The 25,030-nt window shown below is 50.7% G+C and carries 19 protein-coding genes; 13 read left to right on the forward strand and 6 right to left on the reverse strand.

Annotated features, from left to right (window positions below):
* Positions 1-33: 33 nt before the first annotated feature.
* Positions 34-1,683 (forward strand): FAD-binding dehydrogenase, encoded by a 1,650-nt coding sequence (locus SD10_RS12000; RefSeq protein WP_046574012.1) that lies wholly within the window; start codon positions 34-36, stop codon positions 1,681-1,683.
* A gap of 47 nt (positions 1,684-1,730) precedes the next feature.
* Here the strand turns inward: SD10_RS12000 and SD10_RS12005 are convergent, their stop codons facing one another.
* From SD10_RS12005 to SD10_RS12025, 5 genes are all read right to left on the reverse strand, one after another.
* Positions 1,731-2,438, reverse strand: coding sequence for an SIR2 family NAD-dependent protein deacylase (locus tag SD10_RS12005; RefSeq protein WP_046574013.1), 708 nt, complete (start codon positions 2,436-2,438; stop codon positions 1,731-1,733).
* Positions 2,439-2,494: 56 nt separating this feature from the next.
* Entirely contained in the window at positions 2,495-4,792 is a 2,298-nt protein-coding gene (locus SD10_RS12010) for a glycoside hydrolase family 20 protein (RefSeq protein WP_046574014.1), read from the reverse strand.
* 332 nt (positions 4,793-5,124) lie between these two features.
* Positions 5,125-7,791 carry a type I DNA topoisomerase gene (gene topA, locus SD10_RS12015; RefSeq protein WP_046574015.1) on the reverse strand — a complete coding sequence of 889 codons (2,667 nt, stop codon included), beginning with the start codon at positions 7,789-7,791 and terminating at the stop codon, positions 5,125-5,127.
* Between the two features lie 463 nt (positions 7,792-8,254).
* Positions 8,255-9,022 carry a hypothetical protein gene (locus tag SD10_RS30250; protein ID WP_046574016.1) on the reverse strand — a complete coding sequence of 256 codons (768 nt, stop codon included), beginning with the start codon at positions 9,020-9,022 and terminating at the stop codon, positions 8,255-8,257.
* Between the two features lie 152 nt (positions 9,023-9,174).
* Positions 9,175-9,645: an Lrp/AsnC family transcriptional regulator gene (locus SD10_RS12025; protein ID WP_046574017.1), complete on the reverse strand. Its 471-nt coding sequence runs from the start codon at positions 9,643-9,645 to the stop codon at positions 9,175-9,177.
* Positions 9,646-9,754: 109 nt separating this feature from the next.
* Between SD10_RS12025 and SD10_RS12030 the strand changes: the two genes are divergently transcribed.
* From SD10_RS12030 to SD10_RS12085, 12 genes are all read left to right on the forward strand, one after another.
* Complete coding sequence (locus tag SD10_RS12030) at positions 9,755-11,212, forward strand: CoA-acylating methylmalonate-semialdehyde dehydrogenase (protein ID WP_046574018.1); 1,458 nt, start codon at positions 9,755-9,757, stop codon at positions 11,210-11,212.
* Positions 11,213-11,317: 105 nt separating this feature from the next.
* Positions 11,318-12,664 carry an aminotransferase class III-fold pyridoxal phosphate-dependent enzyme gene (locus tag SD10_RS12035; RefSeq protein WP_046574019.1) on the forward strand — a complete coding sequence of 449 codons (1,347 nt, stop codon included), beginning with the start codon at positions 11,318-11,320 and terminating at the stop codon, positions 12,662-12,664.
* Positions 12,665-12,743: 79 nt separating this feature from the next.
* Positions 12,744-13,799 (forward strand): nucleoside hydrolase, encoded by a 1,056-nt coding sequence (locus tag SD10_RS12040; RefSeq protein WP_052731166.1) that lies wholly within the window; start codon positions 12,744-12,746, stop codon positions 13,797-13,799.
* Between the two features lie 135 nt (positions 13,800-13,934).
* Positions 13,935-15,446 carry an NCS1 family nucleobase:cation symporter-1 gene (locus SD10_RS12045; protein ID WP_046574020.1) on the forward strand — a complete coding sequence of 504 codons (1,512 nt, stop codon included), beginning with the start codon at positions 13,935-13,937 and terminating at the stop codon, positions 15,444-15,446.
* Between the two features lie 109 nt (positions 15,447-15,555).
* The gene (gene hydA / locus SD10_RS12050; RefSeq protein WP_227699208.1) at positions 15,556-16,968 is read left to right on the forward strand and encodes a dihydropyrimidinase; all 1,413 of its coding nucleotides are present in this window, start codon (positions 15,556-15,558) and stop codon (positions 16,966-16,968) included.
* A 154-nt stretch (positions 16,969-17,122) separates the two neighbouring features.
* Positions 17,123-17,989, forward strand: coding sequence for a nitrilase-related carbon-nitrogen hydrolase (locus SD10_RS12055; RefSeq protein WP_179945494.1), 867 nt, complete (start codon positions 17,123-17,125; stop codon positions 17,987-17,989).
* Positions 17,990-18,013: 24 nt separating this feature from the next.
* Complete coding sequence (locus SD10_RS12060) at positions 18,014-18,442, forward strand: four helix bundle protein (protein ID WP_227699209.1); 429 nt, start codon at positions 18,014-18,016, stop codon at positions 18,440-18,442.
* A 58-nt stretch (positions 18,443-18,500) separates the two neighbouring features.
* Positions 18,501-19,868, forward strand: coding sequence for an NAD(P)-dependent oxidoreductase (locus SD10_RS12065; RefSeq protein WP_046574023.1), 1,368 nt, complete (start codon positions 18,501-18,503; stop codon positions 19,866-19,868).
* 264 nt (positions 19,869-20,132) lie between these two features.
* Positions 20,133-21,401 (forward strand): NAD-dependent dihydropyrimidine dehydrogenase subunit PreA, encoded by a 1,269-nt coding sequence (preA, locus tag SD10_RS12070; protein WP_046574024.1) that lies wholly within the window; start codon positions 20,133-20,135, stop codon positions 21,399-21,401.
* A 642-nt stretch (positions 21,402-22,043) separates the two neighbouring features.
* Complete coding sequence (locus tag SD10_RS12075; protein WP_046574025.1) at positions 22,044-22,310, forward strand: hypothetical protein; 267 nt, start codon at positions 22,044-22,046, stop codon at positions 22,308-22,310.
* 62 nt (positions 22,311-22,372) lie between these two features.
* Positions 22,373-22,870, forward strand: a complete 498-nt coding sequence (locus tag SD10_RS12080; protein WP_046574026.1) for an Hsp20/alpha crystallin family protein — start codon at positions 22,373-22,375, stop codon at positions 22,868-22,870.
* Between the two features lie 254 nt (positions 22,871-23,124).
* Positions 23,125-24,132: a GRP family sugar transporter gene (locus SD10_RS12085; protein ID WP_046574027.1), complete on the forward strand. Its 1,008-nt coding sequence runs from the start codon at positions 23,125-23,127 to the stop codon at positions 24,130-24,132.
* 224 nt (positions 24,133-24,356) lie between these two features.
* On the opposite strand, the gene SD10_RS12090 is transcribed toward SD10_RS12085, so the two are convergent.
* A complete protein-coding gene (locus SD10_RS12090) occupies positions 24,357-24,824 on the reverse strand; it encodes a CHRD domain-containing protein (RefSeq protein ID WP_046574028.1) in 468 nt (155 codons plus the stop codon).
* Between the last annotated feature and the right edge of the window lie 206 nt (positions 24,825-25,030).

Raw genomic sequence — 25,030 nt, forward strand, 5'->3', positions numbered from 1 at the left:
TTAAGCAGGTCAACGTATAGAGTATAGAAATGTATGGATGCAGACGTTATTATTGTCGGTGCCGGGTTGGCTGGTTTAGTAGCCGCTGCTGAGTTAGCTGATGCTGGAAGAAAGGTGATCATTGTCGATCAGGAACCCGAACAGAACATGGGCGGCCAGGCTTTCTGGTCATTTGGCGGGCTTTTTTTAGTTGATTCCCCCGAACAACGGCGTTTGCGTATCCGCGATTCCTATGCGCTAGCCCTGGAAGACTGGATGGGCTCGGCTAACTTTGATCGACCCGACGATTTCTGGCCCCGCCAATGGGCCGAAGCGTATGTGGGCTTTGCCGCTGGCGAAAAGCGTGACTGGCTGCGCCAGCAGGGAATAAAATTCTTTCCCGTTGTTGGCTGGGCCGAACGTGGTGGCTACGGAGCCGTTGGCCACGGCAATTCGGTACCCCGTTTTCACGTCACCTGGGGAACGGGCCCCGGCGTTGTCGCCCCCTTTGAACGGCGTGTTCGTGAGGCCGTTCAGAAAGGCTTGATTACACTCCGATTCCGCCATCGCGTAAACGAACTCATCCAGACCAATGGCATCGTTGAGGGCGTACAGGGAGACAGGCTGGAGCCAAGCCAGGTAAAGCGCGGAGAGAAAAGCTCCCGTGTTGTCGTTGGTGATTTTACCCTTCGGGCGCAGGCTGTTATAGTTACATCGGGTGGAATTGGGGGCAATCACGATCTGGTTCGGCAGAACTGGCCCGAGCGGTTGGGCAAGGCCCCTCAGCACATGCTTTCCGGTGTTCCTGATCATGTGGATGGCCGGATGCTGGCCATTACCAGACAGGCCGGGGGCAACCTGATTAATTCGGACCGGATGTGGCACTACACAGAAGGAATTAAAAACTGGAATCCAATTTGGCCCAGGCATGGCATTCGTATTTTGCCAGGGCCATCTTCTTTATGGTTTGACGCACGCGGCAGTCGGTTACCCGTACCGCTATTTCCTGGATTTGACACCTTAGGCACGTTAAAATATATTCGACAAACGGGGTATGATTACACTTGGTTTGTGTTAACGCAAAAAATTATCCGTCACGAGTTTGCCTTGTCGGGTTCGGAGCAGAATCCGGATTTGACCGGAAAAAGCTGGCCACAAACACTAAAGCGCGCCTGGGGAAAAGGCGCTCCCGGCCCGGTCGAGGATTTCAAAGACAAAGGCGAGGATTTTATCGTTCGGGATAATCTGGCCGATCTGGTCAAAGGCATGAATGAACTGACGGGCGAATCGCTGATTGACCTGGCCTCCCTCGAACGTGAAATAACGGCCCGCGACCGTCAAATCGATAATCCCTTTGGCAAGGATATGCAGATCAACGCCATTCGGGCCGCCCGGCACTACCTGGGCGACAAACTGATTCGAACGGCCAAACCGCACAAGCTCCTCGACCCGGCCATGGGACCGCTCATTGCTGTCCGCCTGCACATTATTACGCGGAAGAGCTTAGGGGGTGTGCAAACGAACCTCTCCGGGCAGGTCCTGAATGCCGCGGGTCAACCGATTCCGGGTCTATATGCTGCGGGCGAGGTGGCAGGTTTTGGCGGAGGAGGCATGCATGGCTACCGGGCGCTGGAAGGCACCTTTCTGGGCGGATGCCTCTTCTCCGGCCGAACCGCCGGTCGGGCGGTTGCCGCCAATGTGTAGGGTTCCTTATTAAAAAGAAACGCAGAAAATGCCTTAAAACGGACAGATTAAGCCTTGTCTGCTTCGGCCAACAGTTTCTCGGCCAGTTGCGTCAGGCCTATTGTGGCGGGTTCGGCAATAAAGGTAACGTTGTCTTTCTTGTGCATATCGGGAATATTAGGGTCCACCACATAAACGGGTACACCATCCCGAACGACATAGACCAGTCCGGCGGCTGGGTAAACGTTTAAGGAAGTGCCGACAACAATGAAAATGTCGGCCTGATCGGCAATCTCCAGCGCGATGTCCATCATTGGAACGGCTTCGCCAAACCACACGATATGAGGCCTCAACGGCGATCCTTTTTCGCAACGGTCTTCCGCTTTGATCTCCCAGCCCTCAATGTCGTAAATCAGCGACTCATCAACCGATGAGCGGGATTTGAATAGCTCGCCATGCAGATGAATCACGTTTGAAGAGCCCGCTTTTTCATGCAGGTTATCGACGTTCTGCGTAATGACGGTCACGTCGAATTTGTCTTCCAGCTTGACGAGGGCCAGATGACCCGCATTCGGTTGAACGCTCAGGGCTTGTTTGCGTCGCTGGTTATAGAAATCCTGCACCAGCGCGGGATTTCGTTTCCAGGCTTCGGGCGTGGCCACATCCTCAATACGATGGTTTTCCCACAGGCCGTCCGACGCCCGAAAGGTTGGAATGCCACTCTCCGCACTGATCCCTGCGCCGGAAAGAACGACGATTTTTTTTCGTGTTTTCATAAGAGCTAAGATACGATTTTTTGTGGTGGTGGAGTAACGTGGATCAGAGGTCTACCTTACTCCACCACCACTTCGTCGGTCGCAAGCCAGGTTTTCGCGCCTGCATTGGGATGCCCAGCCGGACAAACTCCCGCGTTTTTGGCCCGAATTCGAACGTAACGAGCGCGTGCGGTTTTGAAGTCGGCTACAACGGGTAAAATAGCCCAGGGACCGTTTAGGTCGTACGTAACGGGTTGAGTGATAGCGTCTTTAAAATCACTCTCATCCTTCGATAGCGCGATTTCGACAGCGGTAGGCGGGAATCCCTTTTCCAGAATAATCTTCAGGAAGTTGAGCGACACTTTCGTTACGCTGGTTATATCGCCCAGGTCCAGTGTCAGGTCCATATCGGAGCCGTAAAAACTTACCCATTCGCGACGGCTGCGCGGTGTGTCGCCCCGAACGCCATCGGTTAGCTTCGCCGATGTAGGGTCGCTGCTCTGGTCAGGAGCAAGGGCATAAGTGTACGGTTTGTTTTTGCCTTTGTGCAGCGTAAACGTCTGGGTAAGCTGACCACCCGTAGGCGCCCCTCCAGTCCGGGTCATAGCGCGGATCGTTGTCGTTTTGGTAAGGGTAATGGGGCCGATGTATTCGGTGCTGCGCTCATTAGGCTCTTTGCCATTGAGCGTGTAGAAAATCTGACTGTCGGTGTCGAGTTTCTTCAGTACCACCTGAATCTGTCCCTGCTCATTGGGCTGGGTGCTGGCTGTTATATCGAACAACCGTTTCGCGTAGTTAACGCCGGTAAGTTTGGGCAGGTGATTCTTAAGTCGTTGGGCGAAATCCTCAAAGTTGTGCGGCCCCGGTTGCATCCAGCCAAGTTCAGCCAGAGCAATGGCCCGCGGAAAGGCCATATATTCTACCGATTCAGGAGTTGGCATGTATTCCGTCCAGATATTTCCCTGTACACCCAGAATGTATTTCTGGTCGGCGGCTGCCAGTTCGTTCGGCATCGGTTCATAAGCGTATACCTGATCGAGTGGGAGGTAGCCGCCAATGGCCAGTGGTTCGGTGGCGGGATTGCCTTGATATTGATCGAGATAACAGGTTGCGCCGGGCGTCATAATAACGGCGTGTTTCTGTTTGGCAGCGGCAATACCGCCCTCGGTTCCCCGCCAGCTCATCACAGCCGCGTTCGGTGCTAGTCCCCCTTCTAAAATCTCATCCCAGCCGATGATCGAACGGCCTTTGCTGTTGAGAAACTTCTCAATGCGTCGAATGAAATAACTTTGCAGCTCATTTTCGTCTTTTAAGTTGTTTTTCTTCATCAACTCCTGACAGAACGCGCTATTTTTCCAGGCTGTTTTCGGGCATTCGTCGCCCCCAATGTGAATGTACTTTCCGGGAAAGAGGGCGATGACTTCGGTCAACACATCCTGAAGGAAGCCAAACGTCTTTTCCGACGGGCAGTACACATCCTCCGAAACGCCCCATTTGGTGTAAACCTGATAGCCTTTGGCGGGATCGCAGCCCAGCTCCGGATAAGCCGCCAGGGCCGCCTGGGCATGCCCCGGCATTTCAATTTCGGGAACGATGGTCACAAATCGGGTTTGGGCGTAACGGACTACATCTTTGATTTCTTCCTGCGTGTAAAACCCACCGACGGGCTTCCCATCAAATTGCTGGGGGTAATTTTGGTAGTACTGACCCACAATCGACTCGGCTCGTTTGCTACCGATCTGGGTGAGTTTCGGGTATTTTTTGATGTCGATCCGCCAGCCCTGATCGTCGGTTAAGTGCCAGTGAAAAGTATTTTGCTTGTGCAGCGCCATCAGATCAATGAACTTCTTGACAAAGGGTACTGGCATAAAATGCCGACCCACATCGAGCATCAGGCCCCGATAGCCAAAGCGGGGTTTGTCGGTAATGGCACAGGCGGGCAGGCTTACCGTGGCTGATTTTCCGGCGGGCAGTAATTGTCGAATGGTCTGGGCGGCATAAAACAGTCCTTTGGATGTGGCGGCTTCGGCCAGTACTTTGCCGGGCGTAACGGTCAGTTTGTAGCCTTCGTCGCCCAGATTCAGCTTCTTATTCAGTGCGAAAAAAATATGCGCTCCTTTGGCCAGCGCCGGACTGGTTGGCGCTACAGCGAGAGACAGGTCGTTGGCGGCTTTGAGCTGATTAACGAACGTCTGTGCCACCGCCCGAACCGTGGCATCCGTTGCCGGAGAAGTGATCACCCGTGTGCTGGCTGAGATGCTGAACTGTCCGTTCTGACCCGAAAACCGGGCCGGAAAAGGAATTAAATTGTATTGATTATCGGATTGGGCAAGTACGGTGCTGGATAGGAAAAGACAAAAAAACAGGTATTTCATGCAGTAAGGCGGCAACGATGCGTTGGTTTAGCTGGCAAAATAACAATGATTTTGGTGAAAGGGGCCAAAAGCAAAAAACCTTCCGGAAGTAGAAGGTTTTTAATTGAATTATCCGGCCATTCTTTAGGGACAGCGAATCTCGCTACAAGCTTGTTCCTATAAGCGTCAGGTAAAGAGGAAATAGACGGCATTTCCACGGTCCGTGGGGACACGGACCGTTCATGTACTAGCCAAAGTTTGCCTACTGGACGTGCGGCCCGTGAGGACACGGACCGTGGAAATAGCGCAAAAACAAAGAAACCCGAAACGGGCTCGCTTCGGGTTTCTCATGTTTACTTTTTCGTAGTTACCTTTTTGGCCGTCGCAGCCGGTTTCTTGGCCGTTGTTGCCGTGGCTTTCGCTTTGGCGGGTGCTTTCGATGCAGCGGCCTTTTTGGCGGGTGCTTTGGCCGCGGCCGGATCATCGCCAGCCAGTTTCAGGCAGTCCTCCAGCGTCAGGGTGGCGGGGTCAACATCTTTAGGGATCTTGACATTTCGCTTACCAACCGCCAGGTACGGCCCATATTGGCCATTGACAACCTTGACGGCCGGATTTTCCGGAAACTCTTTGATGTATTTGTTTGCTTCTACAACCCGCTTCGCCTGGATTAATTCGATGGCTCGCTCCAGCGTCAGACCGGCCAGGGATTCATTTCGGGGCAGCGATATGTATTTATCCTCAAACTTGACATACGGACCAAAGCGACCTTTGCCCGTGCTCACCATCTTGCCTTCAAACTCGCCCAGCGCTTCGCTAACAGCTTCTGCCCGTTTTTGCTGGATGAGCTCAATAGCCCGGTCAGCATTAATCGTATACGGATCGTCGTCACGGGTCAGTGACACATATTTGTCGTCATGCTTCACGTAAGGACCAAACTTGCCGATACCAATGATCATAGGCTTATCTTCGAAGAAGCCTACTTCGCGGGGGAGCGTGAATAGATTCAGCGCGTCGTCGAGCGAAATCGTCTCGATCAACTGCCCATCCCGCAGGTTGGCGTAACGGGGTTTTTCATCGTCGCTGGCTTCGCCAATCTGAACGTAGGCACCGTATTTTCCCAGTCGCGCTGAAACGGGTTTTCCGCTGGCCGGATCGGCTCCTAATACCCGCTCACCCGTTTTGAACGACACCCCCGACGAACCCTGGATTTCTTCGATGTTCTTGTGAAAATCGCCGTAAAAGCCCTGCAACATCGTTTGCCAGTTCATGCGGCCATCCGCAATCTCATCGAAGTCTTTCTCGACTGTGGCTGTAAACTTATAATCGACGATATCAGGAAAGTATTCGAGCAGAAAATCGCTGACAACCACGCCCGTGTTGGTTGGAAAGAGCTTGGCTTTCTCGGACCCATAGGTCTCTTTGCCGCTCGTTTCGCTGATTTGATCCCGTTGAAGCGTATACTCAATGTATTTGCGTTCCAGGCCGGGTTTATCCTGTTTGGTCACGTACCCCCGGTTGATGATCGTAGAAATGGTTGGCGCGTAGGTCGACGGACGGCCAATGCCCATTTCTTCGAGTTTTTTCACCAGCGAAGCTTCGGCATAACGTGGCTGCGGACGGGTAAATTTTTCCGTCGCTTTCATCTGGCCCAGGTTCAGCGTTTGGCCGATGGTGAGCGGAGGAAGCATGCCTTTGGCATCTTCATCGTCCTCGTCATCCTTCGATTCCAGATACACCCGAAGAAATCCATCGAATTTAATCACTTCGCCCTGAGCAATCAGTTCATTGGGGAGATTCCGGCTTTCGGTTTTCGGCGTGTCAACGAATGGGCTGTCGTCTACGTTTGTCTGAACAGTCGTTGTCCGGCCATTTGCAAAGCGAATACCAATCGTTACGGTCGTTCGTTCGAGCTGAGCGTCAGCCATTTGCGAGGCAATGGCGCGTTTCCAGATCAGCTCATACAAACGCTTCTGATCCCGGTCGCCACCGGCATTGCGGTCATTGAAGTTTGTTGGGCGGATGGCTTCGTGGGCTTCCTGCGCCGATTCGTTCTTGGTCTTGAATTGCCGTGTCTGAATGTATTTATCCCCAAACTCCGAACCAATTTCCGCTACTGCTTTCTCGATGGCTTCCTGAGAGAGGTTGGTCGAGTCGGTACGCATGTACGAAATTTTACCGGCTTCGTATAGGTTCTGGGCAATCCGCATGGTACGATCCACCGAATAGCTCAGCTTCCGGGAGGATTCCTGCTGGAGAGTCGATGTTGTAAACGGCGGTGCCGGTGTTTTCTTAGCCGGACGGGTCTCCAGGTTTTTAATGGTGAAGGTAGCCCCAACGCAGGCTTCAAGAAAACCGCGGGCTTCCCCGGCGGTAGCAAAGTTTTTAGCCAGCTCGGCATTCAGAACTTTGTTGCCATCGACAATAAACTGCGCCGTGACCTTAAAGGAGGATTTGGCCGAGTGTTTGTCGATTTCCCGTTCGCGCTCAACAACCAGTCGCAACGCAACGGATTGCACCCGACCCGCCGACAGACCAGTGCTGCCGCCTTTAATTTTGCGCCAAAGGACGGGCGATAATTCATAACCAACCAGCCGATCCAGCACACGCCGGGCCTGCTGGGCATTCACTAAATCGACATCAATGGTGCGGGGCGACTTGATGGCGTTGAGGATTGCGTTCTTCGTGATTTCACGAAACACAATGCGTTTTGTATTGTCGCGCAACCCAAGCGCTTCTTTAAGGTGCCACGAAATGGCTTCGCCTTCGCGGTCATCATCTGTAGCCAGCCATACTTCATCTGCCGACTTGGCCAGTGTCTTTAATTCACTAACAAGTTTCTTTTTATCGGGCGAAATTTCATAAGACGGTCTGAAGCCATTGGTCACATCGACGGCCAGCCCATCTTTGGGCAGATCACGGACGTGACCGAAACTGGACTTCACCGTAAAGTCTTTTCCAAGATAGCCTTCAATGGTTTTCGCCTTCGCCGGCGACTCCACTATGACTAAGTTTTTCGACATAATCGATATTTAGATTGAAACTGTCTCCGCTACCTTTTACCACGAATCGAGCCAAATATAGACGCAAAAGCACTGACTTGTACAAGACAAGCTATCTACGACGAAACAAAAGTGGAGGATTACCGGATTGCCGGAGCGGTTATATATATGTAACAGCACATATTAAGTTACAGTTCGGTGTTTGTCGGTAAAAGTCTTATATATAAGCTAATAAAGCCCATTTTTTGGTGATTTCGCTTTTACTTCTGGTTGGTCAAAGAGGCTTAACCGACCACTTGATTTCCGTTAATATTTTTTTGTTCTTATACCTGATTGATTGCCGCTTACCCATTGAAGGCTGCTCTGATGTTTATTGTTATGGTTTTATCCTAATGGGTTTACCGAAGCCGGATTACCAAAAGAAAACAGCTCTACCCGTTTAGGCAGAGCTGTTTTCTTTTGTACGTCAGGTAAGACGCTCCGCTTAACGGACTTGAACTGTACCGCCGATTTCTCCATTTGGATAGGAGGCTGTACGGATATTAATACGATAGAGACCTCTTGACAGGCTGTCGGCGCGGCTTTGTGTCAACGTAACCGTGCCCGTTATTGGCGAGGCCGTTATTGTTCCTGCTCCTGTGCCCGTGCCAGTTCCACTACCTGGCGTTGTACTTGTGCCACTTCCAGGTGTCGTTGACGTACCGCTTCCTGGGTTGGTGGTTGTTCCACTGCCGGGAGTCGTTGACGTACCGCTGCCGGGTGTTGTCGTGGTCCCGCTGCCGGGTGTTGTTGTGGTCCCGCTTCCGGGTGTTGTTGACGTGCCGCTGCCAGGCGTCGTACTAGTGCCGCTTCCCGGACCAGTCGTTGTTGACGAAAATGAACCCGCCAATAAGATGCTGTTGCTGTAGTTCGAAGAACCCGTAGTCGTTGAGGTCGATGTTGGATCGAGGCTGATTGCGGTTGGCGTGATGCCCGAATACGTTACTGTGTAACTTAACACACTGGACCCCGTTCCAATACTAGTACCCGTTCCCGTACCCGTCCCTGTTGCGATACCAGAGCCCTGGCTCAGCGTACCTGCGAATGTGCCTGTGCCTGTTGAGGTTGTTGCCGAACTCCCTGTGTTGCCAAGCGTGGCTATAAACTGGGTCGGATTTAATGTGGTCGTGGTTGTTGGGTTTTCGTCGTCTTTACAGGCATACCCCAATATGCCCACCACAAGGACTACAGATGCGATGAATGCTTTTCTCATAACGTTGGTTAATTAATTTAACAGACTGTGATTCAATAGAAAAAGTATAGCTAGTATGTGTTGCTCTAACTTTTGCCTATGAAGCTTCGTTTGCGGCTAATCTTAAGTTATGAGGAAATGGCCCGGTCGAAGAAGTAACGAGTAACGGGGCTTTATTTCAGCAGATTTAGGTCCGGCTGAGCATATTTATAGACTTTAAAGTAAAGTGTCGTCTTGGTCTGGTAGACACCGTCAATTGTGGAAATTTGGTTCACAAAATCGACCAGGTGGTTGTTACTGGGGCACATGACATCGACTTCCAGATCATAATCGCCCGATGTGCTGGCCAGAAAACTCACTTCCGGCTTAGCCGAAATCTCCTGCGCCACTTGCTCTTTTAATGTTGCCGGGCGAACATAGACTGCGATGTGCGCATAGGCACGAAAACCAACTTTATCCGGGTCGACCCGCCCCACAATACTGATGATCCCCTCCTCCAGTAAGCGGTTGAAGCGGGTTCGGGCCGTACCCACGGAAACCGTTAGCCGCTCGGCAATTTCGGTGAATGACATCCGCCCATCTTTTTGCAGACACGACAAAATAGCAAAGTCCAAATCATCCAGCGTACTCTGATTCTTTTCCATTCACTTGGTTTTGTCAAGCAAAAATATGGCTATTATTTGACTCCTATCTAAATTATTTTTAGTTTGCACATCTTGGTTCTGCAAAAAATGCAGAAGAAGCTATGGATTCATGAAGTACGCTCCCATTCAGAACTACATCAACGGCCGGTTTGTCGCAGCAACAACCGATCAAACACTGGCGGTTATTTCCCCCATCGATGGTACATCGTTATCATCAGTACCGCTGTCGACCGCTACCGATCTGGATACAGCGGTGGAAGCGGCAAAAGGGGCTTTTCCGATGTGGAGCCGTACAACCATTAAAGAAAGAGTGCAGGTTTTCTTTCGCTACAAAGCCCTGCTGGAAAAGAACCTGAAGGAATTGGCGTTGCTGGTTCAGGAAGAAAATGGCAAAACCTATGACGAGGCCGTTGCCGAAATTGAAAAAGGAGCGGAGCTGGCGGAATTTGCCTGTTCGCTCCCCCAAATCGTTACGGGTGAAATACTGGAAGTGAGTCGGGGAGTCGAATGCCGAACAGAGCATGTTCCGTTGGGCGTCGTTGCCAGCATCGTCCCGTTTAACTTTCCGAGTATGGTGCCCAACTGGACCATTCCAAACGCGATTGCGCTGGGCAACTGCATGATTATCAAGCCATCTGAGAAAGTGCCGTTGAGTGTGGGCAGGCTCGCCGAGCTGTTGCAGGAAGCGGGCCTTCCAGCGGGTGTCTTCAATGTTGTTCACGGCGATAGGGCGGTTGTGGAGGCCATTTGTGATCATCCGGGTATCGTAGCCGTTTCGTTTGTTGGCTCTACTAAAATTGCGAAGGCTGTCTATAAACGAGCAACCGGAAACTACAAGCGCTGTCTGGCGTTGGGCGGGGCAAAAAACCACCTCATTGTATTGCCCGATGCCATTCCGGGTATGACAGCCCAGAACATAACAGCCTCCATGGCGGGCTGTGCCGGTCAACGGTGCATGGCCGCTTCGGCTATGGTGGCCGTGGGGCCGGTGGACCACATCATCGAAAAGCTAATTGACGAAGCCCAGAAGATGGTGCCCGGTAAAAACCTGGGGGCGGTGATCAACCGGGAAGCCAAAGAGCGCATCGAGCGATACATTACCGAAGCCGAAAGCCAAGGCGCGAAAGTGCTGGTTGACGGCCGTAACCCGACCGTCGATGGGAAAGAGCAGGGTACGTATGTCGGGCCAACGGTCATTGATTATGTGACACCCGAGATGGCCATCGCGAAAGAAGAGGTTTTTGGGCCGGTGATCAGCATCATGCGAACGAATACCGTCGATGAAGCGCTGGCGATTGAAAATGCCAATCCATATGGCAATGCAGCCTCCGTTTTCACCCAGAACGGGGGCATGGCGCGCTACGTGATCGACAAAGCCAGTGCCGGCATGGTCGGCGTCAATGTAGGCGTACCCGTTCCGCGCGAACCGTTTTCGTTTGGTGGCTGGAACGACAGCCGGTTCGGCGTGGGCGACATCACCGGCAAAAGCTCCATCGAATTCTGGACGAAGCTCAAAAAAAGTACGACCAAGTGGAACCCCGAATCAGGAATAAACTGGATGAGTTAAACAGGTTTACGGTTTGTGGTTTACAGTTGGCTGGCGCATAAGTCGAGGGAGCGTCAGCCAAGTGTAAACCACAAACCGAATACCACAAACCACAAACTGTAAACCATGCTTGAAACAACGACGCTTTCCGAAAGGCAGGAAGTGCTGCAGGATAGTTTTGATTACACCGTGTTTGCCTGGAGCAAACAAAAGAATATCTCGCCCATTGCCGTGAAATACGCCAAGGGGGTGTACCTGTATGACTACGACGATAAACGCTATATTGATTTTTCGTCGGGACTGATGAACGTCAATATTGGGCATGGTAATCAGCGGATTACAGAGGCTGTTGTCAAGCAAATGCAGGAGGTGAGCTACGTGACGCCTTACTGTGTGACGAAAGTTCGGGGAGAGCTGGGCAAAAAACTGGCCGAAATCTGTCCCGGTGAGTTGAATAAGGCTTTCTTTACCTTATGCGGTGCCACATCGAATGAAGCAGCTATTAAACTGGCTCGTCTATACACAGGACGACATAAAATTCTGAGCCGCTATCAGTCGTATCACGGGGCTACATACGGCACCTTATCAGTGGGTGGTGATCCGCGTAAATTGCCCGACGATTCGCAGCAGGCCCCTAATTTTGTGCATATCGACATCCCGTATCGCTATCGCTGGAACCACGACGAAGCAAGTATGCTGACCGATTCGGTGGCGCAGTTGGAGCGGGTCATCGCCTACGAAGGGCCTGGTAACATTGCCGCTATCATGCTGGAAGGCGAGTCGGGCACATCGGGCTGTTTGCAGTATCCAGTAGGGTATTTAGCCGCGGTTCGGGACATCTGCGACAAGCACGGTATTCTACTGATTATCGACGAAGTAATGAGTGGATTTGGCCGGACGGGCAAATGGTTTGGTTTTGAAAATCACGGCATTGTGCCCGACCTGGTCACGATGGCCAAAGGCATTACCAGTGGCTACATTCCCTTCGGCTGTTTGATGGTGACGGATAAAATCGCGGCCCGTTTCGACGACACGGTCCTGGCAACGGGCATGACCTACGGGGCGCATCCGGTGGGCTGTGCAGCAGCCCTCGAAACTCTGAAAATCTACGAGGAGGAGAACCTGATCGAAAACACCGTTGAGATGGGGAAATACATGGATGAACAGGCTGCGTTGCTCAAGCAAAAGCATCCGTGTATCGGTGATTTCAGAAATACCGGTCTCCTGGGTTGTTTCGAACTGGTCAAAAACCGGACGACGAAAGAACCGATGGCACCGTTCAACGCGAAGCCGGAGGAAATGGCCGTGATGAGTAAAGTGGCCGCCAAAATCAAGGAATTAGGCATGTACACCTTTGTCCGCTGGAGTTACGTATTCGTAGCTCCACCGCTCTGCGTCACGAAAGAACAGATTGACGAAGGGCTTGCGATCATTAGTGAAGCCCTGTCCATCGCAGACGAGCACGTGAGTTGAGCAGTTAACAAGTTTGTGGTTTGTCGTAAGAGGCACACCCTGAACGACAAATAAGTAATCTCAAATACGATTGACAAGCATGCGCGCCACAAGACGCTACTTTATTAAGACACTCACGGCCGGGTCGGCATCGGTTCTGCTACCGGCTATGGCCTTTGCGTCGTCGGGAGGAGAGAGTCGTCCAGCCGATCCGGTCAAACGGATTATTCTGGATACAGATACCGCTACCGATGATGCGCTGGCCGTTCTGCTGGCCGTTACCTCGCCCAAACTAAAGGTAGAGGCTCTAACCATTACCTGCGGCAATGTGGGCTTTGAGCAGCAGACGAAAAACGCCTTATACACGCTTCAGGTAGCTGGAAAAAAAGGTCAGATTCCGGTTTATCAGGGATCGGCGCGGCCATTAGTACGTGAGGTACATGGGAGTGCCACGTATGTGCACGGCAGCGACGGGATGAGCGATTCATTTTTTCCTGATCCGCAGCAAAAACCCGAGAAGGAACACGCTGTCGATGCCATCATCCGGCTGGTCGGAATGTACCCAAATGAGGTGACCATTGTGGCCATCGGGCCGCTCACCAACATAGCTCTGGCATTGCTTCGGGAGCCATCCATCGCCAAAAAGATCAAAGGACTCTACTTCATGGGCGGGTTCTATAAATTTTACGGAAATATCAACCCCGGCGCAACCTACAATGCCTGGGTTGATCCCGAAGCGGCCCGCGTCGTTTTTCAATCCGGTATTCCCATCACGACGGTCGGATTCGATGTGAGTGTGAAGAGTTCGGTGTTTACGGATGAAGATTACGTCCGCGTGGAAAAACTAGGAACCCACTACGCTGACTTTTTCATGAAAATTAATCGCATCCGGCGGAAATATTGCAAAGAGCATCAGAAAATGAACGGGTCCAATCATCCCGATGCCATCACAATAGCCGCTGTCATTGATCCGACGATTGTGACCCAATCCGTTTCGCGCTTTGTGGATGTGGAAACGCGTGGCGAGTTAACGCTGGGCGCTTTGGCGATCGATGAACTGGGTGTTTGGGGTAAATCTCCCAATGCCACCATCTGCGTAGAAGCGGATGAGTTAAAGTTTAAAAAAATGGTATTCGATACGTTGAAAATGAGTTAATTGGGTTTCGTTTTGGATTACTAAGGCTGATGTATAGCTGTGCTTGCTTTGTCGTAAAACGAACGGGTGCAGCCATGAACCATCACTTCGGCGATCCCAGAATACCGCATACGCTAAACCCTGAACCGTGATTAAATGGAGCAACTGACTGAACAAGAAAGCCTTGTCGAATCGTCTGCATTATACAGCGACGACCTGGCACCCATTCCCTCGTCCAGGCGGACGTGGAATACCTGGAATTATGCCGCCCTCTGGATCAGCATGAGCTTGTGTATTCCGACGTATATGATGGCCAGTTCGCTCATTCAGGGTGGTATGAACTGGTGGCAGGCTATTTTCACCATCTTTCTGGGAAACACAATCGTATTGATTCCCATGGTGTTGAACGGCCATGCTGGTGCCAAATACGGAATTCCTTTTCCGGTCCTGGTGCGGTCCAGCTTTGGTACCCGTGGCGCCAATATCCCCGCGTTGTTACGCGCCATTGTTGCCTGTGGCTGGTTTGGTATCCAGACCTGGATTGGCGGGTTTTCCATATACCAGATGCTTCGGTTGTGGATTCCATCGCTGGAGAGATTGCCGGACGTTTTTCCGGCTTCGTTCGGGTTGCAAACGGGTCCGGCGATCTGTTTCTTACTGTTCTGGTTAGTGAATATGTATGTCGTGTATCTGGGTGTCGATAGCATTCGAAAACTGCTGGTTTTCAAGGCTTTCTTTCTTCCAGTGGCCGCGCTGGCCTTGCTTTGGTGGGCCATCTCGGCCGGAAATGGCCTTGGACCGATTCTAGAGCAACCGGCTAAATTCACGACATCCGCTGCGTTTTTCGCCTTTTTCTTTCCGGCCCTAACGGGGATGGTTGGTTTCTGGGCAACCTTATCCCTGAACATTCCTGACTTTACGCGCTATGCCATCAGCCAGCGGGCTCAGGTAAAAGGGCAGGTCATTGGCCTGCCGCCCGCCATGACGCTTTTCTCCTTTATTGGTGTCGTGGTCACCTCGGCAACGACCATTATCTACGGCACAACCATCTGGGACCCAATCGTTCTGGCCGGAAAATTCGACAGCAAACTACTCGTTAGCGTGGCGATGATTGCCGTGGCCATTTCAACGTTGGCGACCAATATTGCGGCTAACATTGTGAGCCCGGCCAATGATTTTGCGAACCTGGCTCCCTCAAAAATCGACTTCCGGAAAGGCGGCTACATTACCGGAGTTATTGGTATTCTGATAGTTCCCTGGAAATTGATTGCCGACCCAACAGGCTTTATTTTCACTTGGCTGGTTGGCTATTCGAGCCTGCTTGGGCCCGTCGGTGGCATCATGATCGCCGATTATTATTTCGTTCGGAAGCAGCAACTGAGTGTCCCTGATCTATACAATACCAGTGGCATGTACCGCTTTAAAAATGGCTTCAATCAGGCCGCCATCATTGCCTTGCTGTTGGGTATACTCCCTAATATTCCAGGGTTTCTAACCACGATTAAAGTCATTTCTTCGGATAGTATTCCGGCCTGGATTTCAGACCTGTATAGCTACGCCTGGTTCGTTGGCTTTTTCGTCAGTGGCGGTATTTATTTGGCGTTGATGCGAAGAGACAGATTGCCTGTTTCTGACCAGCAAAAGCCAGAAAGGCTGACATTTTTATAGAAAAAGGAATCATTATAAATGTTGTTTGTGGAGTTGGTTACTTATAACCGACTAGTGAGGTTTTGAGAAACTTTATTAGTCACATTTAAGAATCTGACTTCACTCAAGAATGAAAGAAACGGTTGTTATGTCAATTAAAATCAAAAACGGTCGCATCATAACGGCGACTGACGATTATATCGCCGATATTTTCGTGGATGGTGAAACCATAAAAGCCATCGGGAAAGATCTGCCTATTGACGCTGATAGCACGATTGATGCGTCGGGTAAACTGGTTTTTCCGGGTGGTATTGATCCGCACGTTCACCTGGATATGCCGTTCATGGGTACGTTTTCGAGCGATACGCACGAAACGGGCACCCGAGCGGCCCTGTTTGGTGGCACAACGACCGTCATTGATTTCGTCCTGCAAAAGCAGGGGCACTCATTGAAAGAAGCCCTCGCCGAATGGAAGTCCAGGGCCACGGGAACGGCCGCCGGTGACTACAGTTTCCACATGGCCGTCACGGACTTTAATGACAATACGAAAGCGGAAATTCAGGAAATGGTTGAGAACGAGGGGATTACTTCGTTCAAAACATTCATGGCGTACAAAGGGGCGTTGATGATCGACGACAGCCAGATGATTGGTCTGATGCAGGAAGTGAAAAAGCAGGGCGGGTTGGTTACGGTGCATGCCACCAACGGTGATGTGATCGATTTCCTGGTTGCCAAACACAAACGCGAAGGCAAGTTGTCTCCGCTCTACCACTACCTCTCGCAACCTGAGGTGACTGAAGCGGAGGCCAGCGGGCGGTTTTCTGACATGGCCGATTACACAGATTGCCCCGGCTATATTGTCCATATGACCTGCGAAGGGGCGCTAAACGCGGTTCGGAATGCCACCCGTCGGAATCAGAAAGTTTTCGTAGAAACCTGCATTCAATACCTGCTTCTCGATGCGTCGCTTTATGAAGCGGGAGGCTCCCTGGATTTTGAGGGAGCCAAGTGGGTCATGAGTCCGCCGTTGCGGCAGAAAAAAGATCAACAAACCCTCTGGGCGGGTATCAACCAGGGACTTGTCCAAGTTGTGGCCACCGACCATTGTCCGTTTATGTGGGCGCAAAAACTGATGGGGAAAGATGATTTTTCGAAGATTCCGAATGGACATCCGGCTATCGAAAATCGTATGGAATTACTATTTAGCGAAGGGGTTGGAAAGGGCAAAATTACGTTAAATAAATACGTGGAAGTAGCCTGCACAAATGCGGCAAAAATCTTCGGGATGTTTCCCCGAAAAGGCACCCTTGCCGTGGGCAGCGATGCCGACATTGTCATTTTTGATCCTAATGAAAAACATACCCTTTCGGCCAAAACGCACCATATGAATGTCGATTATTCGGGTTACGAAGGGTGGGAGGTAACGGGGAAAGTGAAAACCGTTTTGCTGCGGGGAAACGTAGTGATTGATGCAAATAAATGCCTGGTCGAAAAAGGAAATGGTCAATTCATAAAGCGAAATAAAGTCAGCGGAAAAATTTAGATTGATAGATGCCAGCTGGTTTGTCGTTTACGGTTTGTAGTTGTGCCTCTGTGGTCTTTGCCGACACGGACCACGGACAAAAACAGGGCTCAGATGTGTTCATGCGCCAGCCAACCGTAAACCACAAACCATAAACCACAAACTGTAAAAAATCATGCCTCGACTTATTAAATCCGGATTGATACAAATGAGTTTGCCGATGACCGAAGGGGAAGGCACCATAGAAGAAATAAAAGAAGCGATGATCCGGAAGCACATTCCGCTCATCGAAGAAGCCGGTGAAAAAGGCGTACAGATTCTGTGTCTGCAGGAAATTTTCAGTACGCCCTATTTCTGTCCGGGGCAGGACAATGCCTGGTATGCGTCGGCGGAAAGTGTTCCCGGACCAACCACCGACCGAATGGCGGAATACGCCAAAAAATACAACATGGTCATGATTGTGCCGGTCTATGAAAAAGAGCAGGCCGGTGTCTTGTACAACACCGCTGCTGTAATCGACGCCGACGGGACGTATCTGGGCAAATACCGCAAGAATCACATACCGCATACGTCGGGCTTCTGGGAAAAATTCTTTTTCAAACCCGGTAACCTCGGCTACCCGGTCTTTCAGACCCGATACGCCAAAATCGGTGTTTACATCTGCTATGACCGTCATTTCCCCGATGGAGCCCGTTGCCTGGGGTTGAACGGCGCCGAAATCGTGTATAACCCGTCGGCAACGGTGGCTGGTTTGTCACAGTATCTATGGAAACTTGAGCAGCCCGCCCACGCGGCTGCTAATGGCTACTTTATGGGTTGTATCAACCGCGTTGGGGAAGAGAAACCCTGGAATCTGGGTCGGTTCTACGGTTCATCGTACTTCGTTGATCCGCGCGGACAAATTTTTGCGACGGCTTCGGACGATAAGGATGAATTACTCATCGCCGATTTTGATCTCGACATGATCGAACAGGTTCGGAATGTCTGGCAGTTCTTCCGCGACAGAAGACCCGAAACGTATGACAAATTGGTTGAACTGTGATCAGTGAAGAGTTAATAGTGATGAGTGAACGATAAAAATACGGTGGCTATGTTTGGAAAAGAAAGTATTATCCAGGTTAAGTCTTTTGAGTTTTCTGTTCGTATAATTCGCATGTATCAATGGCTCTGTAAAGAACATAACATCTATTCTTTAGCAGACCAAATCCTGCGAAGTGGAATTAGTATCGGATCTAATGTTGAAGAAGCCACCGGTGGACTAACTAAGCGGGAATTCACCGCTAAAATTGGAATTGCTTACAAAGAGGCTCGGGAAACTAGATACTGGTTGAGATTATTAGGCGCAACGGAATACTTTGATAAAGAAACCTTTGATTCAATGCTTTTCGATTGTGAAGAATTAGTTAAAATTTTAGGGTCGATTCAAAAAACGTCACTAGGAAATCTTTTAAAAGAAAAGCTTGAGTTAAAAGCGAAGAATATAGATGAAGCTTAAAAAGTGTAAACCGACTTTTATTGTTCACTATACACTCTTCATTCTTAACTAAAAGGCTATGGCTATCCTCAATAACCGATTAACGGCTGAGCAGTACGAGCAAAACTTCAGCGATATTCACCCGCCCTTCGACTCGCGGGATGCGGCCCTGGTAGAAGCCAATCGCTGTTTGTTTTGTTATGATGCTCCCTGCACGAAAAGTTGCCCGACGAGCATCAATATTCCCCGATTTATCAAGCAGATCACCACCGACAACATCAAGGGGTCGGCTTATACGATTCTCGATGCCAACATTATGGGGGCGGGCTGTTCAAAAGTTTGCCCGGTTGAAAAATTGTGCGAAGGGTCCTGCGTCTATAATTTTCTAGACGAACCGCCCATCCCAATTGCCAAACTGCAACGGTATTCGACCGAAAAGGCCATCGAACACAAATGGCCTCTTTTTCAGCGGAAACCGTCAACCGGCCGTAAAGTGGCGGTTGTAGGAGCGGGGCCGGCCGGATTGAGTTGTGCCCATGCGCTGAGTCGAGAGGGTGTCGATGTGACCATCTACGAGAAGGAAAACCAGGGCGGTGGGCTCATGACCTATGGGATTGCCGCCTATAAAGTGACCCCCGAATGCTGTAAAGATGAGGTCAGTTTTATCACCTCCCTAGGTGGTATTGACATCAAATACAAGCAGGCGCTTGGCCAAGATGTCTCCCTCGCCGAACTTCAAAACAACTACGACGCGGTGTATCTTGGCGTGGGCGTTGGGCTGGCTCGTCAACTCAACATTCCCGGTGAAGAACTGGCGGGTGTCGAGGATGCCATTCAATTTATTTACGATATCCGCGAAAAGGGCTATCCGTCCGTACCGGTTGGCGATAAAGTTGCCGTGATTGGTCTGGGCATGACGGCCATTGATGCCGCAACGCAGGCCAAACGATTAGGCGCTAAAGACGTGACGATCGTTTACCGCCGGACACAAGCCGAAATGCCCAGCACCGAAGTCGAACTGAATCTGGCTAAACTGGACGGGTGCAACCTGATTTGGCTGGCATCACCCAAAGAAATAAAAGGAGAGAACGGTCGGGTTTCGCAACTGATTTGCCACGTCATGGAACTGAGCGTACCCGATACCAGCGGCCGCCGGGCACCGGTAGAGACAGGGGAAACCATCACCCTGAACGTCGATATGGTCATCAAAGCGGCCGGGCAGGTTCCTTACGAGGAACTGGTCAGCACTCATCAACTGGCGAACTGGAACGGCAAAGTCGCCATCGACAGCCGTTGCGCCACGAACATCCCCGGCGTTTTTGCGGGGGGCGACTGTGTGAATGGGGGCAAAGAAGTCGTTGACGCCGTTCAGGCGGGTAAGGACGGCGCGAAGGCGATTTTAGAATTTATAATGAGCGAAATCGGACCGCCGATGCGGAGTGAATGAGCGAAAGAGCGAATTGCTGGCGCATATCCCTCTCACTCATTCACTTATTGTGCGTGGTGTTGGGTTCTTAAACCCGACACAGTGAGGTTTCTCAAAACCTCAATTAATGACAAAAGAAGGTTTTAAGAAACCTAACTGGTCAGGTTTAAGAACCTGACCTCACAAAAATTACCAAAGAACGAAAGCATGGATGAGTGTGCGTCCTTCTTTTCGCTCTTTCACTCATTGGCTCCGCATCGGCGGTCCGATTTTACTCATTCACAAATGGCAGATCTAAGCGCTAACTTCCTCGGTATCAAATCACCCAACCCATTCTGGCTGGCGAGTGCCCCACCAACGGATAAACAGTATAATGTATTACGGGCGTTCGAAGCCGGTTGGGGGGGCGTCGTCTGGAAAACGCTGGGTAGCCAGGTAAAGAACGTATCGTCCCGGTATTCGGCCATTGATTATGGTGGTACGAAAATGATGGGCTTCAACAACATTGAACTCATTTCGGACCGTCCGTTGGCCATTAACCTTCGCGAAATTGCCGAATGTGTTCGCCTGTTTCCCGACCGGGCCATGATTGTATCGCTGATGGCCGATAACTCGCGCGCGAAATGGCACGAACTCATTGCGCAGGTAGAAGATACGGGCGCTCACGGTCTTGAGCTCAACTTTGGCTGTCCGCACGGCATGACCGAACGCGGCATGGGGGCGGCCGTTGGTCAGGACCCGGAGATTGCCAAAATGGTGGTCGAATGGGTAATGGAAAAAGCAACGATCCCGGTGATCACCAAACTGACGCCCAATGTTCATTCGGTTGTGCCCACGGGCCGGGCCACCGTTGAGGGGGGAACGCATGCGCTCTCCCTGATCAACACAATTCAGTCGGTAACGGGTGTCGATCTGGATACGTTGGTACCCAACCCGTATGTGGCGGGCAAGTCGGTGTATGGTGGCTATTGCGGCCCTGCCGTGAAGCCCATTGCCCTAAAAATGCTGACCACCATCGCCCAGGACCCTATTACGTCCCGCGTGCCGATTTCGGGCATTGGGGGCGTCAGCACCTGGAAAGATGCCGTTGAGTTTCTACTCCTGGGTGCTTCAAACGTGCAGGTTTGTACGGCCGTCATGAAACACGGGTTTCGGATCGTGGAAGACATGTGCGATGGCATGAATAACTGGATGGACGAAAAAGGCTTTAAAACCCTCGACGATTTCATCGGTAAATCGGTGCCGACTATCACGCATTGGGAAGACCTGGACATCAATTACCACATCGTCGCGAAGATAAATCAGGACAAGTGTATTCACTGCGGCTTGTGCTATATCGCCTGCGAAGACACCTCGCATCAGGCGATTAATCTGTCATACGGTAACCCCTACAACACCTATTCGATTAAAGAAGATGAATGTGTCGGTTGTAATTTGTGTAAACTGGTCTGTCCGGTTGATAGTTGCATTACGATGGTGGAGCAGCGAAAAGGAGATGAATATGTCAACTGGAAAGAGTTTCAGCGCCGTGGCCTACCGCTAAATGACCACTAGTAAGAGTACACAGGAGGCTAAAATCACCAATTCCTGGAAAATTAGCGCTTGACACCCTTCATTCTAAATAATAAAGAAGTTAGCCAAAGCAGTGTATGAGTTCGTCAGGATTAGCGTCAATCTAGTCGAAGTTAACACTGTTAACATACTGTATAAGAACTAGATAGCCTTTGTTCCTGTCAGAGGGTATCGATGGTGAAAAGCTTGACAGGGATTTCCTCACCCATTGGTCCGGCCATTTAAAGTCAGACGCCCGAGGCAATTCCAGTCAGTATTGCTGCCGGGATTATCCGGGTGAAAAACAGCCCTAACCTGGAGCAATTCGCAACTATTTTTAGTTTTTACCCCCGCATCAAAAAAATTTTGATGCGGGGGTAATTTGTTTATAATCAATCGGTTATGGGTTAGTTTTTTGCTTGTACGTCGATTAGTTTACCTCTGTTTTTAAGACCAATTACTGATTTTCTAAAAAAACTTTGCGCTTGGTTAAAGTAAAAAGGAGCCCTTCGCCGTCATCCTTATCAAAGGCTCAAACAAAGAAAGGAAAGCACTGAAAAAACGAAATACGTTCGAACGTTAACGTAAGTCCCGGTCCACTAATCAATAGACGGAGCTTTTATAAACCATTTAAATTTTAGCAACATGAACATCATTTGGAGAGTAGCTGGCTTAGCGCTGGCAGCCGGGTTGATCCTATTTCTGGTATCGCTCATTGTCAAAGTACTTCTGGTTGCGCTGGGCGTAGCCGTAGTCGTTCGGGTGGTAGGCCCTCGTTTAATGGGCAGTCGGGCATTTGGCCGATTCGAGCGTACTGGCTGGCAATCATCACAGATTATTTCCATCGATAATCCGACGTATCGGTCGCCTATGAGCAGCCAGAGTTTTGAACGGATTATCCCAATCAATTAAGACAAACCAAGTAAAATCACAACAACACAATCGGTAAACACAAGACTAAAACACACAGCATCATGTATAACAAAGAAGCATATCAGGCAGGTAATACCCAATCAGGCTATAAAGGTGGTTGCGGGTCAATGGGTCGTGGTCGGTTTGGTGGTCCCTGGGGCCGGGGAAAATTCGGCAGTTTCTGGGGCGGGCCATCGTTTGGCCGTCATGGGGGCGGCTCGCACCAGCCACCCGCCAATATTGAAGAGAACGAGACAAGCTATATAATCTCTCTATTTGCGGCTGGTCTGGTCAAAGAGAACGTAAAACTGTCCGTAAAAGACGATGTACTGACGATTTCCTACCAGGGTACCGATTCTGCCGAAAATCCCGGACAAGCAACGTCAGGTAACTATACCTACCAGGAATACAGCGACCGTTCGTTCGACCGCTCGTTCCGGCTCAATGGCAAAGTCCTCACCGAAAGCATCTCGGCTAGCTACGACGTTGGTATTCTGAATGTAGTTTTGCCTAAAAACCCGGAAACCAATAAGCCCGCGCAAACGATCACTGTAGGGTAAACGAGTAACTTCTTACCCGCAAAGGCTGGTCATGATGACTAGCTGACGGGTGCTACTAGTCAAAAACTCCCGACAGCAGCCCAATCAGGCCCACTGATTAAGCTACTGTCGGGAGTTTTTTTGATCGTAAGTAGCGCTGACTGCTTATCAGTGACTGGGCAATCAGCGCTACTCACAGACCACTACCTTACTCGCAAACGGTCTTATAAACGAAAAACCATTCGTGAGGTTGCTATCCTAGCGATCAACACTCTATGTTTATAACGACTGAACCAACAGTAGCCATTTGTTTATGTCTGGTTACGATGTTTTTTTGGGGTTCCTGGGCAAACGCGCAGAAGTTTGTTACCAAGTCAGCCCCGCTCTACGTCTTTTACCGGGATTATGTCTATGGTATTCTGCTTAGTGCGCTTTTGGTAGCGTTCACGTTGGGTAGTTTTGGTGGCCATGAACGGTCTGTGGTGGCGGATATTCAGCAGGCTGAGTGGCGCGCCATACTGATCGCCGTAGCGGGTGGGATCGTGTTTAACATCGGTAACATGTTGCTAACGGTCGGGATCAGCATGGCCGGCATCTCGATTGCCATGCCCGTCGGAACCGGCTTATCGCTGGCTATCGGGCTGGTGGTCAATTACCTGGCTGACCCAAAAGGGAGTGTGGCCTTGCTGGCCATTGGTGGCGGTTGTGTGCTGGTGGCCATGGTCTTTAGCGCACTGGCTTATCAAAGCAAGCAAACGGAGGATAACAAAGAGCAGTCGTCTGGTAATAACAAAGGCATCTGGATTGCGCTGGCGGGTGGCCTGGTCGCGGGGTTTTTCTTCCGGCTCACGTCCGAAGCCCTGATTACGGATTTGACGAAACCGGAAACGGGATTGTTGACGCCCTACAGTGGGATATTGTTTTTCGCAATTGGCCTGAATCTCAGCAATCCGCTGGTTGAGTCCCTGGTTCGGCGCTTTATTCTGACCAATGAAGAGGACCAAAAAACCTACAAGCAAACTCCTCTGCGGGAACACCTGGTTGGGCTGGGCGGTGGGCTAATTTGGGGATTGGGCATGGCAACCTTGCTGGTCGGGTCCAAGCAAGCCGGTGATGCGGTGTCCTATGGGCTTAGCCAGGGAGCCACCATTGTGTCGGTACTTTGGGGCTTGTTTGCCTGGCACGAGTTTAAGGACGCACCGAAAAAAGCAAATCGATACCTCTGGTTCATGGGTATTGCCTACCTGACGGGGTTAGTCTTAATCGTTCTGGCCCGATCCTGAGAGGCAACCGGGACAGCCCATGTTGTCGGTTAGTATCAATTTGACATCTTTTTCTATTCTCGCCGGATTAATCTGGCTGACTGTTTTGCGCCGGATGGCCGCTGCCGTTTTAGCCCGGTGAGAATAAAAAACGGGAGGTTTCTTAAAACCTTGTTTATAGGTTTTAAGAAACCTCCCATGTCAGATGTAAGCATCTGACAGCACACCGCAGTAAACGAAACAGACTATTGTTTTCTTACCTCGCCCCGAATCTCACCACCTGGATAGGTCTTTGTATGTAGGTTGGCGTAATATTGGCCAGCCTTAATCCGGTAAACCTGAAGCGGGCTTAGCGCCGATGTGCTACCGATGATTGGAGACGTTAAACTTGGGAAAGGAATGTCAACGGGGCCGGTTCCATCCGTCTTCGTTGAATCAATTCGGTGTAAGTGACCACCGGTCAGTGCTTCATTGAAGCCAGCGTACGTGACTGTGTAGCTAAGTACGCGGGTTGTCTCATCCAGATTACCCACAAACGTGCCTGTCGCCGTAGATGTCGTGGAGGTTGGCTTCTCGCCCAATCCGGTTAAGGTAGCCCCGAACCGGGTCGTTGTGGAGGAGATGGTCGGGTTTTCGTCGTTACCGCAGGATGAAATAGCAAGGCTAAGGCCTAGCAGGGCAGCAACGGAGAGGAGGATGTTTTTTTTGTTCATACGGAATGGAGGCTGTGCGTCAATACATTTGCGCCAGTGATGAGGTTGGATAATCGATTAACGTGATTTTAATCGCCAAGATAAGTTTATTCTCCATTTAGTGCTACCCGGCGACATGGAAGCACCCTTATTTAGGTTGTTTCTACCTTAGTTTAGCCCTGTTTATAATCCATTCGTGGGAATATTTCCAAAACGAGTCAGAATCT

Source organism: Spirosoma radiotolerans, from assembly GCF_000974425.1.
In the GTDB taxonomy this organism is placed as follows: Bacteria; Bacteroidota; Bacteroidia; order Cytophagales; family Spirosomataceae; genus Spirosoma; species Spirosoma radiotolerans.